Consider the following 15343-nt stretch of genomic DNA (forward strand, 5'->3'; position numbering starts at 1 on the left):
CAAGATGCACAATCAGTTGATAAATTAAGCTTTGCATGATTGGGATTTGCAGTTTTTGCAAAATCTGTATTGTGACAACCGACGCATTCCTTCGGTGTGTTGTTATAATTTCCTCCGATATGACATTTTTCACAATCTTTGGCAATAGCCGCATGAGCTCCAGTGAGCGGATAAAAACTATCGTGGTCAGGAAAAGTCGTACTTTTCCACTCAGTAACGGTAGTAGAATGACAGGTGGAGCAATCGGTAGAAAGATTGAGTTTCGTATGACTCGGGTTTTTAGTAGATGCAAAATCTTTGGTGTGGCAATCTATACAAGTCTGACCGGTGGGATTAAACCGCACGTTGGTTTCAGACTGATGGCACTGTTTACAATCTACGGTTTTGTGGACCCCGACCAACGGAAAAGAAGTCTGGTCGTGCATGGCACTGATGTTTTCTACAATCCAAGACTGCGTAGAGTGGCATCTGGCACAATCGTTACCCACCGTTTGATTATGCATGTCGCTGTGGCAGGATACACAATTTGAAGAAGTGCTTTTAAAATCTAATTTGGTATGGCAGGCATTACAATCTATATTTTTATGTTGTCCTTCTAATGTAAAGCCAGTTGAGGAATGCTCAAACTTGCTTTTTTCACTAAAAGTCCAACTACCTGAATCGTGACATTTTGCACAATCCATCTTGAAACCCTTTCCATGTGGCGATTGGGCCTGAAGGCCAAATGCAATCATCACCAATAAAGCTATTTTAAATGACAGTCTATACATTTGTACTTTTCAATTTTAAATAGTTTAATACTTTTATTATCTCTCATAGTAGCTTTATGGCACTTGGCACAAGCTACGTTTTTGTGTTCACCGTCTAATTTGTATTTGGTGTTATCGTGGTTGAAGCTTTTCGAATCCCAAGCCTCTACTCCATGACAAGTAGCACAGTCCGTAACTCCATTTTTGGCAAATTGCCCTCCATGCACGTCTTTGTGGCAGTCTGCACACTTTTGAGTTAACCCTTTAAATGTTTGTTTTAGAATACCCGCTTCTTTTTGCAAATGGCATCTTCCACACGAGGCTTTTAAGTGTCCACCTTTCAATGCATACTTGGTGGTACTGTGATCAAAATTTATTTTCTGCCAATTATCAGCCACATGGCAAGAACTACAAGATTGTTTTTCGTAATATTTGGGGTCAATTACTTCTTTGTGAATGTCTTCATGGCAGGCCACACAATCGGTATTCATTTTATTGAATATCCATTTTTTCTCTTTCAAATGGCAGGTGAAACAAGGCTGTGCCACGTGAGCACCTTCAAGTTTAAATTTACTATTATTGTGTTGTTCAACAGTGAAAAGTGAAGGACTATAGCCGTCCACAGTATGGCAAGTGGCACAATCGGGATATTTATCTTTCTTAGTGTCAAAGTCACCATTGTGTTTGTCGGTGTGGCAACTCATGCATTTGTTATGCACTACAGGATCTGTAAAGTCTTTTTTGTGGCAGGTTTTACAATCTACCGTTTGGTGTTTTCCTTCCAGCGGATAGTCGGTTTTGTCGTGGTCAAATTTGCCCGTAAATGTTTTGTTTTTTAGCAAAAATGAGTTCTGATTGTGACAAGATTTACAGTCGTTGCCCAGTTTGCCTTCATGCACATCTTTGTGGCAGGTGAGGCAATCAATATTTTTCTTCTTTTCAAATTCTTTGAAATTATTCAGGTTATTGTCATGACATTTTTTGCAATTTATGTCCCGATGTTTCCCTTCTAAAGTAAAGCCTGTAAGTGTATGGTTAAAATTCCTATTTGGGCTAATTTTAGTAAAAGACTCTTCGTTGTGACAAGTTTTGCAATTACTGCCATATTCACCCTTGTGTACGTCTTTGTGGCAACTGCTGCAATTTGAAAACGCTATGCCTGAGTACTTTACAAACTTTTTACCATTTCGAAGTTCTTCTTTATGGCAAGCATTACAATCTACTTTTTTATGAGCTCCCAAAAGAGGAAAATCAGACTTATCGTGATTAAATAGCGGTGCTTTTTTGAAGTCATTAAAATCATGACAAGAGGCACAATCGTTTGAAAGCGTCTTTTGGTGATAATCTTCATGGCAACTGGCACATTTGGTGTCTAAACCCAGAAATGTGTTTGGTTTGTTTTTGACCGAAGCCAAAACAATGTTTTCAGCTTTGTGGCATTCATTACAATTCTTGATTTTTGTTTTGTGGCCACCTTTCAGCTCATAACCCGTGAGGTTGTGGTTAAATGTCTTTTTGTCAAATCTTACGGCCTCAAAGTTCAGTCCATGGTGATCGCTGTGGCAAGTGATACAATCCTTTCCTTTTATCTGTGCAGACACGTGAAAACCTTTATTTTTAGAAACTCTGGCATTGAGTTCTTTATGACAAGCCAAGCATTTTTGGTTTGAAACCTTATCACCTATAGTGTGACACTGTGTACAATTCGACATTCCTTCTAGCTTGGAATGTGCCTTTGATAATTTACCCGGAGAAAGCTGAGCAAAAGTATTTTGGCACAAAAAAAGCAATAAAAACATACCCAATACTGCTTTTAAAGAACACAAAAACAAGCCTTTAGCTTCGCTCAAAAAGGCGAAACCAAATCTCTGTAAAGAGTATAAATTCTTGTTTAAGTGTCTAATCATCAGCTTGCATGAGATTTTATTGTGTATCCAAACCTTTGCGTAATTTCAATTCCAGATTTTTTAAGAAATTGCGTAGGAAGCTCTCCGCCAGCAAATATGTAAACGAGGTCATTTGGGATGCTGAATGAGGCACTGTTTCTTACCAAAACTACCTCACTTTCTTCAATATGAGCTACTGCAGTATTGAACTCCACTTTTACTAATTCTTGCTCCATGGCTTCCTTTATTTTTACAAGATTCTTAGGCTTGAGTCTATTAAAATTCTCGCTTCGATAAGACAAAGTGACCTTATTTTCTGAAGCCAAAAGCAAAGCATTTTCTATGGCAGAATCACCTCCGCCAACTACCAATACATTTTTACCCGAAATTAGCTCAGGTTCTAAAAGCCTATAAGCTACCTTTTCTAGTTCTTCCCCATCTGTATTTAGCTTTCTCGGGCTGCCTCTTCTTCCAATAGCTAGCAATACTTTGTTTCCTTCAAATTCTTCTCCATGGTTAGTGACAACTTTAAAGCTGTTTCCATCTTTTTTTATCTCTTCTACTTTAGTGTTTTCCTGAATAGCTATTTGATTTTCGTGAATTACTTTTTGCCAAAGCTCCAGCAGCTCTGTTTTGCTGGTTTCAAAAAGCTTCACATTTCCGTAACCTGGCAAATCCATCGGCGAGGTCATAACCACTTTGGCTCTTGGGAAATTATAAACCGTACCTCCCAAAGAATCTTGCTCCAGCGTTTTGAATTTCAATCCCATTTTTTTGGCTTGAAGTGATGCCGAAATTCCAGCAGGTCCTGCACCAATTATAATGACATCAAATTCGGCTTTGTGTTGTTTATCAAGCTGTTGATTGATATTTAATATGGCTTGTTTGCCTTGTTCCACACTGTTTTTAATCAATCCCATTCCACCCAATTCGCCAGCAATAAATATTCCTTTGATATTGGTTTCGAAGTTTTGATTAACATGTGGCAAATCCACCCCTCTTTTTTCAGTACCTATTTTCAATGATATGGCTTCTACAGGACAGGCATGAAAACAAGCTCCATGACCCACACAATTAGATGCGTTGATCAGTTCGCCTTTGCCATTTACTATGCCAATGATGTCTTTTTCAGGACAGGCCGAAACGCAGGCCGCACCACCAATACAAATGTTTGGGTCGATAAAAGGATACAAAGAAACTGGCTCGTGAATGCCCTCTTCTTTAGCCTTTTCTATCTTTTTCTCAACAATTTTCGACTTCTTCGACTTGGTTCTTACATAAACATACATGACCAATGCACACAGCAAAAGGCCGCCTCCGTAAATCGATATTTCTTCTATCAACATCTCCATATCAAAACACCCATTTATATCCAAAAGCTATCGTGACTCCCACGTGTATCAGCATAATAACCAACATGATAATGGCAAATGGCAAGTGTATTACATGCCAATAATTAAACAGTTTTTGCATCACTTGCAAGCGTTCAATTTTCCGATTCATGTTGAGTTCACTGCTCACCAAGGCCATCACATTTTTAAGCCTTTTATGTCTCAAACCAGAATTCTTAAGTTGAGTTTTTATGGAGTTTTTTAGTTTCCAGTCTGCTAAATACTGAGCTATCATGCCCTTGGCTTCACCTTCTCGCTTGGTCATGGCCAATATTTCAGTCATTTTTTCGGTACTTAGTTCACCCTGTAGTTTGTCTGTCAAATCCGACTGCATTCCTCTGATTTCGTTCAAACTAAGCTCTCTACCTTGAATAGTTCTGGGTATTTGTAAGTAAATAAACCTACCCACTACACCACTGGCTACCACTGCCACCATACTCCAAAAACTGATTGAAACCAATCCGCCGAACTTGAAAGAAGTATGAAACAAAACCAAAATAGGACCAAGCGTACACAAGAAAATATGAAACTCTAACCAGTGTTTGAGTACCCAAACTCTGGAAAGTGCCCTCATATATTTGCGGGCCTGATAACCAAATACGCCAATCATCATCATCAATGTACCCAATATCCCCATGCCGTGTCCGAGTGGGCCACTAGGTTTCAAAGACTTATGGTCAGGGTGATAAAAACGCTCTTCAACCGTAGTGTTATAATAGGGTAATCCTTTGTAAAACAAATAGATAGTAACCACTATCACAATGAGCGACATGGTGCCTAAGTATATTCTATGAGCTGTTTTGGACATAAATGCCTGTTTATTTTCTTAAAATTATTTATTGACTTTTTTGAAATTCCTAAAAGCCAAAATACTCAGTACTATAAGTGAAATAGTGGTATAATACACTGCTGGAGGAATCGGAACAGGATCACCAGCCGCATAAGAATGTAAGCCTGATAAGTAATAATTAACCCCTAAATAGGTCATGATAACCGTGGCGAAACCAAACAAAGAGGCGAAGTTGAAAGCAAATACACCTTGAAGTTTGGGAATAAACCGCATGTGCAGTATAAATGCATACACCAAAATCGTCACCAATGCCCAGGTCTCTTTTGCATCCCAACCCCAATATCGTCCCCAAGATTCGTTGGCCCAAACACCACCCAAATACGTACCGATGCTAATCATGGCCAAGCCACCCAAAAGCGTAATCTCACTGATGATTGTCAGTTCTTTTATGGCTCTGAGTATATTGTCTTTATTACTTTCTTTTATAAAAACCATCAATACCAAATTAAGCATACCCAATACTGCACCAAGCAACAAAAAGCCATAACTTCCTGCCTCCAGCGAAACGTGAATGGTCAACCAATAGGATTTTAAAACAGGAACGAGCGGGGTAATTTCGGGGTCGAGCCAACTCATGCTTGCTACAAACATGATGGTGGCAGCTAATGTAGCGGTGGCCGCCAAGCCACCCAGTGATTTTCTGGAAAACAAAGTACCTGCCAACATGGTGGTCCAGCCAATGTATATCATAGACTCGTAGCCATTGCTCCATGGTGCTCTGCCAGACACGTACCACCTGAGGCCTAAGCCCAAAGTATGGAAAATAAAACCAAACAACATGGCTATAAGAGCATACTTCAACCAATTGATTTTGTTTGACTTACGTTTTATGGTGGTATATAAAAACACACCTGTAAACACCAGACAAAGAATGCCATAATAGCCTTTGAGGCGACTAAAAACATCCAATTTGTTTAGAAACAATTCGGCCTTCAGTTTGACTTCTGAGGGTAAAACAGAACCACCATTGATTTTCTGATAGCTACTAATTTGTGCCAAAGCAGCATCTGCCGGCTTGTAATCACCCGAGTTTAGGCCTTCACTTAATGCCTGAAGGTAATTCAAGAAAAGAGTTTTTAGTTCTGCATTATCAATCCCAGAATGATTGTGTAATATCTCGGCTGGGGTCAACCAGGTGTTTGTAGAATCATTTTTTTGTGGAAAAAATCTCAAAATACTTCCCGAAAATATCATATTTACGATATTGACTTTCTCGTCTAGCTTAATGACCGCTTTCTCAAAAACTCCTTGTTCCTTGGGAATCATCGCCTGTGCAGCTTTGATTTGTTCCTGAAATTTGTACGTACCATCTGTTCCAAAAAATGAAGAATAGCTTACTAATTTCTCTTCTGTACCAAGTATCTTCCTGATGTCAGGATGGTTAGGCACTTGTATGATACTGGCTTTTTCCCAAAGAGAGGGGTTTAGCATCATAGAAAGCACGAGTTGGTCTGAGTTTTGATCAAGGAGTGTTTCTGTTCTAGATACTTTTCTTAGTAATTCTCCAGTGTAGGTATTGACGGGCTTGATTCTTCCATTGTGGTCTTGCACCATCAATCTGCCAAATGATGCGGCATGTTCCTTTGAAATTGGGTTGGTCGGATTGGCCATTGCCATATTTCCGAACATAATACTGCTAACTAAAATAAACAATGCTGTTGCATTGGTATGGCTGTCATCTAGTTTTTTTAGGAGATAAGTGAATCTACTTTTCTTGTCAAAGAAAGTCATCAACAGACCAACTGTGAGCAAAATATATCCAATATAAGAAATCCAAGTACCCCAAAAGTCATGATTGACACTTAAATAGGTACCGAGTTCGTCTTGGTCAAACGAAGACTGGAAAAACCTGAAACCAGCATAGTCCAAGATGTTGTTCATATAAATACGTTGTTCTCTGTTTACTGCATTAGCTTCGTCTATCAATGTCACTTCGCTGGCATAGGAAGATGGGTTTTCCGTTCCAGGGTATTTTTCTAGGATAAAATCGCGGCAGGTCAATGAAAAAGGAAGTTCTTCTATTTTGGAGCCATAGCTTATTTCTATTTCAGTTTCTCCAAATATCAAAGATTTGGGTTGCCCTACATCACCTTTTTGACCAGAAACCATCGTTTTCTGAGGTTTGCCATTTACAGCTACCGTAAGATTTAAGCCTACGGTACTTTCGTTTGTAATTTTTGGTTTCCCAGCTGCTATTTGAGCCTTGGCTTTCGGCATAAAATCACCAAAAACGAAGCTTGCATTTTGCAAGGTGTACAGTGACCGTAATTTGAGTGGATGTGCCACTCCACCAGTCAAATCATCCACCTGTTGGGTGGCCATAACACGCTGATTCACATTTTCTTGTGTCAAAAACGAAAGGCTATCTCCATTCAAAGTAATATTGAAGGCATCCGGAACATATTCCTCGGAAAAATTAAAGTTTACACCATTAATATTTGTTCGATCTCCTTGACGAAGCATATATTCTTCTCGGCCGCCCATTCCACCAAAAACCACTTTTAAAATGGGTATTCCGTTTGGATCTGGTGATAAAGTTTCGGACGGATTAGGTATAAACTCATCCAGTTTAACTTCTATAAGAGAGTTGCCTATCTGATATGAATTTTCGAATGAATTGCTTCCTAAACTTGAAAAATATACAGGCTCATCAAAAGCATAAGATTTGCCGCCTTGGTGTACATGAAATTTAATAAATGGCTCTGCCGATAGATATTGATTGGAAGTTTCGCCTTCTCTGATGTGCATCATCCCTTCTGTACCGTAGTATCGGGTGACCGCCGAGCCGATAAGAATCAAAACAATGGATAAATGAAAAAGCACAGAAGCCCATTTCTTTTGTTTAATCAATTTAAACCGCCACACATTCATAATGATGGTAATACCAAACAGTAGCAACAACAACTCAAACCACCAACTTCTAAAGACCACTGCCTGAGCTGAGCTGGTGCCAAAGTCGTTCTCGATAAAAGTAGCCACACCGATGGCTATGGCAAACAATAATAAGTAAAGACCAGCTGCTCTTGTGGAGGTGAGTTGGGTAATAAATTTTGTAACTTTTTTGATTATCATAGCTTTCTAATTTCCGTCTGCCCTTTGACTTTTTCCAATCTTCGTATTTAAAATGGGACCCTAAAATCTTAACCGATAGGAACAATTTACTAAAAAAGCACTGGCTATAAATACTACAATAAGAGGTACAATGAACAGGTCATTTTACAGAATCTTTCTTATTAATAGGCGTAAATAGTTCTTTTCAATAATATCTACGGATGTATGAATTATTTGCTTCCAGATGAAGAAATAAATTATAATTAAGAAGGATTCTGAATAAACCATCAATAACAAAAGGAGGGCAATATTGAAAAAACACCAGATCTCAGTTCTCATCGATAAACTAAAATGTGATTCAGATTTAAAATTTCACTGAAATACCCCAGGTATTTAGGGGTATTGTAAACAAAAAAAAATCAGTACAGCAAAATGCTGTACTGATTGGGTCTTACGCTATTTACATCAAAAGCCACCAAAAGTGCTTTGTTTTTATTGCATCTGCATGCCTTCCATAGAAGATGCGTTGTTGTTTTTCTTAAATAAATTGGCGTCCATTTGTCCAAATCTGAATGAGAAATTCAATTTTATCATTTGAGGGTTTGTAAGTCTGTAGTAGGACTGGCTAAAACCATCTCCTGCCGAAACTTGTGTGTTCCCTCTTGTTCCAAATATATCATTGGCCGAAAGCGTCAAGGAAGCCACGTCGTTTTTCAAGAAGCTTTTCTTAATGGCTAAATCAACACCATAAAAAGGTTTTATGTATCCCTGTGAAGAACTTTGGGCTTGGCTCATTGGAGGTCCAAAACCTTGAGCTTGAGAAACTGGCATGTTGGTTTTTCCTTGATAATCGCCCGAAAGCTGTATCACCCATTTGTTTTTTAGGCTAAAACTGTTGTTTATCTTTCCAAAAGCCGTCCAAAGAGCATCTTGTGAGTTGCTGTTTTCTATGTTCTCAGTATTAATTCTTGAATTATAAAAATTCAGGTTAGAGGTAAAATCCCACCACTTCATAATCTTGTTGGTATAGGTAAACTCCACGCCATAATTGTCGCTAGAATTGGCGTTTATATACGTATTGATCAAGTCTATTTTACCGCTAATTGGATTGGTTTCTTGGTTCAAATACCTCGTAATCAAATTGTTGGTGTGTTTGTAATACACCGATGTCAAGAAAGTGGCCGTACCTTTTGATTTGCTATAAGATATTTCTCCCGAAGTAGTAAACTCTGGTACCAAATCAGCATTTCCTCTTGTGATGTTCAAACTGTCGCTGTAGTCCACAAATGGGATGATTTGGAAAAAGTTAGGTCGGTTTACTCTACGCGTTACGCTTAACTGTAATTGGTCAGTTTTTGTTAAATCTTTGCTCAAGAAAATAGATGGAAACAAACTCAAAGGATAGCTGTTGGAGAATTTATCTCCAGTATTCAACAATTTTCCGTCATAGGCTGAGCTTTCAGCCCTCAAGCCAGTTTTGTAAGAAAACAAACTACCTACTTTTCCACTCACCGACACATAAGCGGCATACACACTGTTTTTGCTTTCATAATTAGTCGAGGCCGAGGTCACATTGTTATAAATATCTGACCCTACTGGCTTCAAAGTGTTGTCGTTAATATTGCTTAAGCTATTTATTTGGGCCCTCGCACCTGCTTCCAAGCTACCGTTGTTTTTTAATGGCCTCACATAATCAGTCTGGAAAGTCATGAATTTGTTTGAGCCATTGCTTATGTTTTTCTGTATTTGCGTTCCAATTATTTGGTTGTTTTCTGTCAAATAATTGGTGTTATAAATACTATTTCCACTATTTGTTCCTCCAAAAAAGTTGAAATCCATTGTGAGTTCCTCACCTGCTTTATCAAAATTATGTCTGAAACCCAGCTGCATACCTTTAGGTTTAAACTGACGCTCATTTTCAGAAATTCTATTGCTCAAGCTACTCACCCCACCTACCGTATTGGTAATCAATATATTTTCGCTTGGACTAAACTTACCGCCTCCCAATATTCCAGCAATAGAGAAGGATGTCTTTTTAGTGGCATAATAATCAAAAGCTAGTCTACTGAAGCTCATCATGCCTTTGGTTTTGCTTTCGATGTCCTGATTGGAGGTGGTAGAAATACCCACAATATCGCTCGAACGCTCGCTGTTGCCTTCAGTGTTGCTTCTCATACGCATATTCATGGCCATCAAAGACAAGTTGAACTTATTCTGTCTTAAGTTAAAGTTACCCATAAAATTACTTCCTCCCAAACGGTCAACGCCTGCATTCACCATGCCATTATACCCGCTTTGTTTGTTCTTTTTCAAAACAATATTTAAGATACCTGCCATACTTCCAGAGGCATCATATTTAGCTGATGGATTGGTGATTACCTCCACTTTTTCGATAACATCGGCAGGTATTTGGTCTAGAGACAAAGTCGTAGGTCTGCCATCAATAAACAGTGTGGGGGCGGCATTTCGTAGCTTCACGTTGCCATCTATATCTACTTGCAATGTCGGAATGTTTCTCATCACATCAATAGCAGTACCTCCAGCGGTTACAATGTTTTTCTCTACATTGAAAGTCTTCTTATCTATATCCATTTCTAGCAAAGCCTTTGTGGCTGTTACCGTCACGGCATCCAGTACCTTACTATCATTCTCTACTTTTATTTTTCCCAAATCTTTCTCAAATGAGGCCATTATTTTTGCCATCATGGCTGGGTCGGGCATTTGGCCAGGCTTAGGTGGCGTCATTCCTTCCATTTTTGGAGGAGCAAAACCTATCGGCACATTGAGGTTTTTAAATCCTACCGAACTTATTTTTAGTGTCAATGGCCCCATCACTGGCAAGTCTTTGATATCAAACTCTCCATTCGCACCCGTCGTCTGGGCTTTTACCATTATTTCCTTGGTTTGCTTGGTGGTGCTGTCAATGGTGGGTTTCATTACCACTACTGTCGCAAATTCCACCGGCTTGCCTTCAGCATCTATCAGTTTTCCAAATACGTGACCCAGATTCATATTTGGCATTTTGCCTCCACTACCTGGGAACTGGGCATAACCTACTGCTGCCCAAAAACTCAATACGATTAATGTTACTAACTTTTTCATTTTTTTAAATGTTATTTCTTTTGATGTTAATATCTCCAACGATTAATTAAATGCCTTTGATTTTCAATCATTTAATGTATCGTCTTCGAATGGAAACAAAGGTAGTAGTAGAGTTTGTGGCTATCCAAACCGTAAAGGAGAAGTGTATATCAATACGCACAAACTGTATATTGTTGAAGTTTTGGAGAAACTTATTTCTCTCCATAAAGACACGAAACAGGAATTTTGAATTCTGTTTGAGGTGGGCTGAATTCTTTTAAAACGTGATTTTCTAAAAATGGAATTTCTCAAATACGCTCAAACAAATAACAAAAAATGCTGATTATTAAACCCTTTCAGGTTTTTTATTCATGACGATTTTATAATCCGCAGGTTGCACCTGCGGCTATTCATATTTAAGCCTTTCAGGCTTTTTCAAAGTGATAATTAATTCCGAGATAATTTAAATTCAAACAAGATAATAACCCTGAAAGGGTCAAATGCTTATAGCCCCAAATGATTTTCGAAGAAAATAGAAAATCAAGAAGTGTAACGACCCTGAAAGGGTCAAATGTTTATAGCAAAGAATTTCATTCGGGGAAAAATAGAAAATCAAGAGGCATAGCGACCCTGAAAGGGTCAAATGTTTATAGCAAAGAATTTCATTCGGGGAAAAATAGGAAATCAAGAGGCATTGCAACCCTGAAAGGGTCAAATGTTTATAGCAAAGAATGAATTTCGAGGAAAAATATTGAATAAAGAAGCATAATGACCCTGAAAGGGTCAAACAAAAATATCTTCAGCGGATAGAGGATATTCACATTTAAGCCTTTCAGGCTATTTTATATGCAAAGGGCAGTATTAAGGCACAACAAATTTTTCGAAAATCCACTAACTCAATACTTCCATGATTTTATCTACATACGTTTTGCCAATTGGAAGTTCGGTTTTGCCGACGTCCAGTTTTGATTGATTAAAGCCCGTAATCTTGCTTTTGTTAACCATAAATGAATTGTGAATTCTTAGAAAAAACTCCTCTGGAAGTTTATTTTCCATGCCTTTCAAGTTACTCCGGGTGAGCAGTGGATGTACCCTATTTTCTAGATAGATTTTAACATAATCCTTGAGTCCTTCTACATATAGAATTTCGTCGAAAAGTAGTTTCACTTTCTTATACTCTACATTCAATATGATATAATTATTGCTTGGCTCAGTTTGGGCTTTTTGTTTTAGTCCAAGCAGGTTTTCCACCTTTTTAAGGGCCTCCGCCAATCGTTCTTTTCTGATGGGCTTCATCAAATAATCTACGGCGTTGAGTTCGAAACCCTCTACCGCAAACTGATGAAAAGCGGTAGTAAATATCACCAAAGGAGGATTTTCGAGTGATCGGACCATTTGTGTGCCCAACAAACCCGGCATCTGAATGTCGGAAAACATCAAATCAACTTCGTGGTTTTGGAGGTATTCTATTGCTTCTTCCCCTCCACTAAACTTCGCAAGTATTTCTATTTGTTCAAAAGAGAGTAGGTCGTCTTCCAGAATATCCAATGCAAAAGGCTCGTCGTCTACCAGAATACATTTAATTTTCATCGAGTATCAAGATAAGTTTCACCAAATAATAACCATCCTCTGCACGAGTTTCTAAGCTATGCTTGTTGGCGTAGAGCAGCTCTAGCCGTCTTTTGATATTAGACAAGCCAATCCCTGTATTTTCAAGTTTATTGGTCGGATTCAGAATCTTATTCTTAGCCTTAAATATAAGTTGATTGCCTATGTTGTCCAATTCGAAAACAATTTCGGGAGCTGTTTTGCTGTCTATACCGTACTTAAAAGCATTCTCCACAAAATGAATAAAGAGCAGCGGCTCAATTTTCTGACTTCCGATACTAGACGACACATTGAATGCCACCACACCTGGTACTGGCAACCTCAGGCTCTGTAGCTCTATGTAGTTTTTGAGGTGCTCCACTTCTTGCTGAATTGCCACTTTGGCCTCTCCTACTTCGTAGATGATATATCTTAAAATCTCTGAGAGCTTCATGACCACTTCTTCAGTGTGACCCATTTGTTTCCGCACCATCCAGCGGATGTTGTTGAGGGTATTAAATAGAAAATGTGGGCTGATTTGCAGCTTGAGCATACTCAACTCTGTGGCTATTTTCTCTATTTGCATTTTTTGTTTTTCCTCGTTCTCGTTTCTTCTTTCGTTCAACAAAAAATGAATATTGCTGACCAGAAGCGTCAGGATATAAAAAATACTTGGAAAAATATAGCGGGGAAAAACCTCCCAACGCTTGTCTGTAGCACTTTTGGCCGTGGCGGTGTCGCTCACATTGGCCAAAGCACTGAGCTTACTGTAAATAAAGTGATTAACATACAGAAACAAAACCAAGCCGAGAGCCACAACAATAAAATACACAATGTTTTTGTCTATGATGAAGCTTGGTGCCAGCACGAAAAGATTAAAATAGAAAAGAAAAAACAAGGTGACTGTGAAGAGAAATGGAATAAGAAAAAATACATAGTTGAAGTTATTCAGTCGCTCGGGCTCAAAAATGATGTTGAGGTAAGGCAAGAAAAAAATCACCAGCCATGCTATAGTCTGTAGCCAGGTAAACTTTATATACTTTATTTTCATAAATCCTTTTTTGTAGGTTTGGGCCTTACAGAAAACCACAGCCCATTTGTGGTTCTTCAAGCGTTCTGTCTGCAACTTAATACTTTCCGCTTAAAAAAATAAATTCTCAGAATTAAATTCGGCAACATCAACATTTACGTGGAGTGGCGTTCCGCTCGCGACATCAAGAGGAACATCGGCAACATCAACATTGACATCGGCGATGCCGAAATTAACATCGGGCGGCGTTCCGCTGACGATTTTGTGTTCAACATCGGCGATTTTGTGTTCACATCGGGCGGCGTTCCGCTCACGATTTTGTATTCAATATTGACGATTTTGTGTTCAATATTGACGATTTTGTATTCAACATTGACGATTTTGTGTTCAACATCCACGATTTTGTATTCAATATTGGCGATTTTGTGTTCAATTCGGGCGGCATTCCAATTACGATTTTGTATTCAATTTTGAGGAATTTCTGTTCGAATTTCATAATTTCTATGACTTAATCCTACGTATTAGACCTAAAGATTGTCTCTATATAAAAATGAAACTGACATAAGGCGTATTTAATCTTTATTCGATTATTGCAGCTCCAAAACTACCGAAATCTACACCCACATAACCACCAAAGGCTTTGATCAAATCGTAAGTCCTTTGGATAAATTAAAACTCAAATAAATGCTTGGAAAGTAGAACTTCGAACAATATATTTGATATTGAAATACATAAAAATCAAAACACAGATATTCTCATGAAAATATTACCGAAACTCCCCAATTTTCACAATAATCTTATTAGCAGCACATTAACAATAAAATCAATCAAAATTTAATAACGATATTACCGAAACTCCAAAAATGAGTTTCGCAAATATACTCGTTGGCAGAAATTTTATGAGCAGAAACGAGAGACTACAAAATAAGCGGGACAGACAGAAAATGCTTGCAATAAAGAAACCGAATGAACTTGTGACGAGACGAGACAGAATTATTGTTATTACAATTTCAATTGCGTTCATATTTCTGTTTCTTTATTTAGCACTTCGTGACAATTCATTGCCAGACAACGAATTAAGTACAATTAATGTTACACTTAAAGACACTCCAAAATATGATGAATACAAAATCAAATCGACGACCTATCGAGATATTATACTGACAACTAAGGAATATCAGCATGAGTTTAAAATTACAGCAATGACTTACAAGGCGACTGACCACAATTCTTTTAAAGCAAATATTAAAGTTGGTGATAGAGTAGGATTAAAAATAAAAAAATCTGAATTGGATAATTTGAATAAAGGTTCTTTTTGGAATGACTATAATGATGTTTATGGACTGAAAAAAGACGGTATTAATTACATTAACCTGGAGCTCAAAACAGAATTGGAAGACAAAGACAGCAAATGGTCTTATTTTTTTGTGGTTGTAGGTATAGTAATGTTACCATACGGTTTTATAAAAAATAAACCATTAATTAGTATGGATAGAGCGGTAACTTTGACAATGATTTTAGGGCTAATTTTGTTGCTAATTTTTGATTAATCGTAAAAAAAACTTCTGCCAACATGGGTTTGTGGCAAGTGGGGGGCTGACTGAAGTTATTGAACAATTGGAATTCTTTTGTACTTTTGTTTCGGCGGACGGAAACCGATTGAACATTGGTAAGTAACTCAACATCAGTAATTTATATCGGCTGACGTTCGGGCGGAC

At 38.1% G+C, this 15343-nt stretch carries 9 protein-coding genes and 1 pseudogene; 1 reads left to right on the top strand and 9 read right to left on the bottom strand.

Annotation, left to right across the window (positions count from 1 at the left end):
- The 9 genes and pseudogenes from EGI26_RS06605 to EGI26_RS06645 form a co-directional block, all read right to left on the bottom strand.
- Positions 1 to 770: pseudogene (locus EGI26_RS06605) on the bottom strand (multiheme c-type cytochrome); the annotation flags it as partial.
- Positions 746 to 2656: a cytochrome c3 family protein gene (locus EGI26_RS06610; protein ID WP_255077211.1), complete on the bottom strand. Its 1911-nt coding sequence runs from the start codon at positions 2654 to 2656 to the stop codon at positions 746 to 748. The pseudogene EGI26_RS06605 and the gene EGI26_RS06610, both read right to left, overlap by 25 nt.
- Positions 2656 to 3987 carry an NAD(P)-binding domain-containing protein gene (locus EGI26_RS06615; protein ID WP_255077212.1) on the bottom strand — a complete coding sequence of 444 codons (1332 nt, stop codon included), beginning with the start codon at positions 3985 to 3987 and terminating at the stop codon, positions 2656 to 2658. Before EGI26_RS06615 ends, EGI26_RS06610 begins: the two co-directional genes overlap by 1 nt.
- A gap of 1 nt (position 3988) precedes the next feature.
- A complete protein-coding gene (locus tag EGI26_RS06620; protein WP_255077213.1) occupies positions 3989 to 4834 on the bottom strand; it encodes a hypothetical protein in 846 nt (281 codons plus the stop codon).
- A gap of 24 nt (positions 4835 to 4858) precedes the next feature.
- Entirely contained in the window at positions 4859 to 7948 is a 3090-nt protein-coding gene (gene ccsA, locus EGI26_RS06625; RefSeq protein ID WP_255077219.1) for a cytochrome c biogenesis protein, read from the bottom strand.
- A 471-nt stretch (positions 7949 to 8419) separates the two neighbouring features.
- Complete coding sequence (locus EGI26_RS06630; RefSeq protein ID WP_255077221.1) at positions 8420 to 11029, bottom strand: TonB-dependent receptor domain-containing protein; 2610 nt, start codon at positions 11027 to 11029, stop codon at positions 8420 to 8422.
- 870 nt (positions 11030 to 11899) lie between these two features.
- Positions 11900 to 12598, bottom strand: coding sequence for a LytTR family DNA-binding domain-containing protein (locus EGI26_RS06635; protein ID WP_255077222.1), 699 nt, complete (start codon positions 12596 to 12598; stop codon positions 11900 to 11902).
- On the bottom strand, positions 12588 to 13646 hold the full coding sequence (locus EGI26_RS06640; RefSeq protein WP_255077223.1) for a sensor histidine kinase: 1059 nt from the start codon (positions 13644 to 13646) through the stop codon (positions 12588 to 12590). The genes EGI26_RS06635 and EGI26_RS06640 overlap by 11 nt, the downstream gene beginning before the upstream one ends.
- 134 nt (positions 13647 to 13780) lie before the next feature.
- Positions 13781 to 14023 carry a hypothetical protein gene (locus tag EGI26_RS06645; RefSeq protein WP_255077225.1) on the bottom strand — a complete coding sequence of 81 codons (243 nt, stop codon included), beginning with the start codon at positions 14021 to 14023 and terminating at the stop codon, positions 13781 to 13783.
- 501 nt (positions 14024 to 14524) lie between these two features.
- On the opposite strand from EGI26_RS06645, the gene EGI26_RS06650 reads away from it, so the two are divergent.
- The gene (locus EGI26_RS06650; RefSeq protein WP_255077227.1) at positions 14525 to 15175 is read left to right on the top strand and encodes a hypothetical protein; all 651 of its coding nucleotides are present in this window, start codon (positions 14525 to 14527) and stop codon (positions 15173 to 15175) included.
- Positions 15176 to 15343: the final 168 nt, after the last annotated feature.

The sequence above is a fragment of the Lacihabitans sp. CCS-44 genome, from assembly GCF_024343735.1.
In the GTDB taxonomy this organism is placed as follows: Bacteria; Bacteroidota; Bacteroidia; order Cytophagales; family Spirosomataceae; genus Leadbetterella.

Excerpts from the sequence above, each read along its gene's own strand:
- EGI26_RS06630 (WP_255077221.1), bottom strand. The coding sequence starts at position 11,029 with ATGAAAAAGTTAGTAACATTAATCGTATTGAGTTTTTGGGCAGCAGTA.
- EGI26_RS06610 (WP_255077211.1), bottom strand. The coding sequence starts at position 2,656 with ATGATTAGACACTTAAACAAGAATTTATACTCTTTACAGAGATTTGGT.
- EGI26_RS06615 (WP_255077212.1), bottom strand. The coding sequence starts at position 3,987 with ATGGAGATGTTGATAGAAGAAATATCGATTTACGGAGGCGGCCTTTTG.
- ccsA (WP_255077219.1), bottom strand. The coding sequence starts at position 7,948 with ATGATAATCAAAAAAGTTACAAAATTTATTACCCAACTCACCTCCACA.
- EGI26_RS06640 (WP_255077223.1), bottom strand. The coding sequence starts at position 13,646 with ATGAAAATAAAGTATATAAAGTTTACCTGGCTACAGACTATAGCATGG.
- EGI26_RS06650 (WP_255077227.1), top strand. The coding sequence starts at position 14,525 with ATGAGCAGAAACGAGAGACTACAAAATAAGCGGGACAGACAGAAAATG.
- EGI26_RS06635 (WP_255077222.1), bottom strand. The coding sequence starts at position 12,598 with ATGAAAATTAAATGTATTCTGGTAGACGACGAGCCTTTTGCATTGGAT.
- EGI26_RS06620 (WP_255077213.1), bottom strand. The coding sequence starts at position 4,834 with ATGTCCAAAACAGCTCATAGAATATACTTAGGCACCATGTCGCTCATT.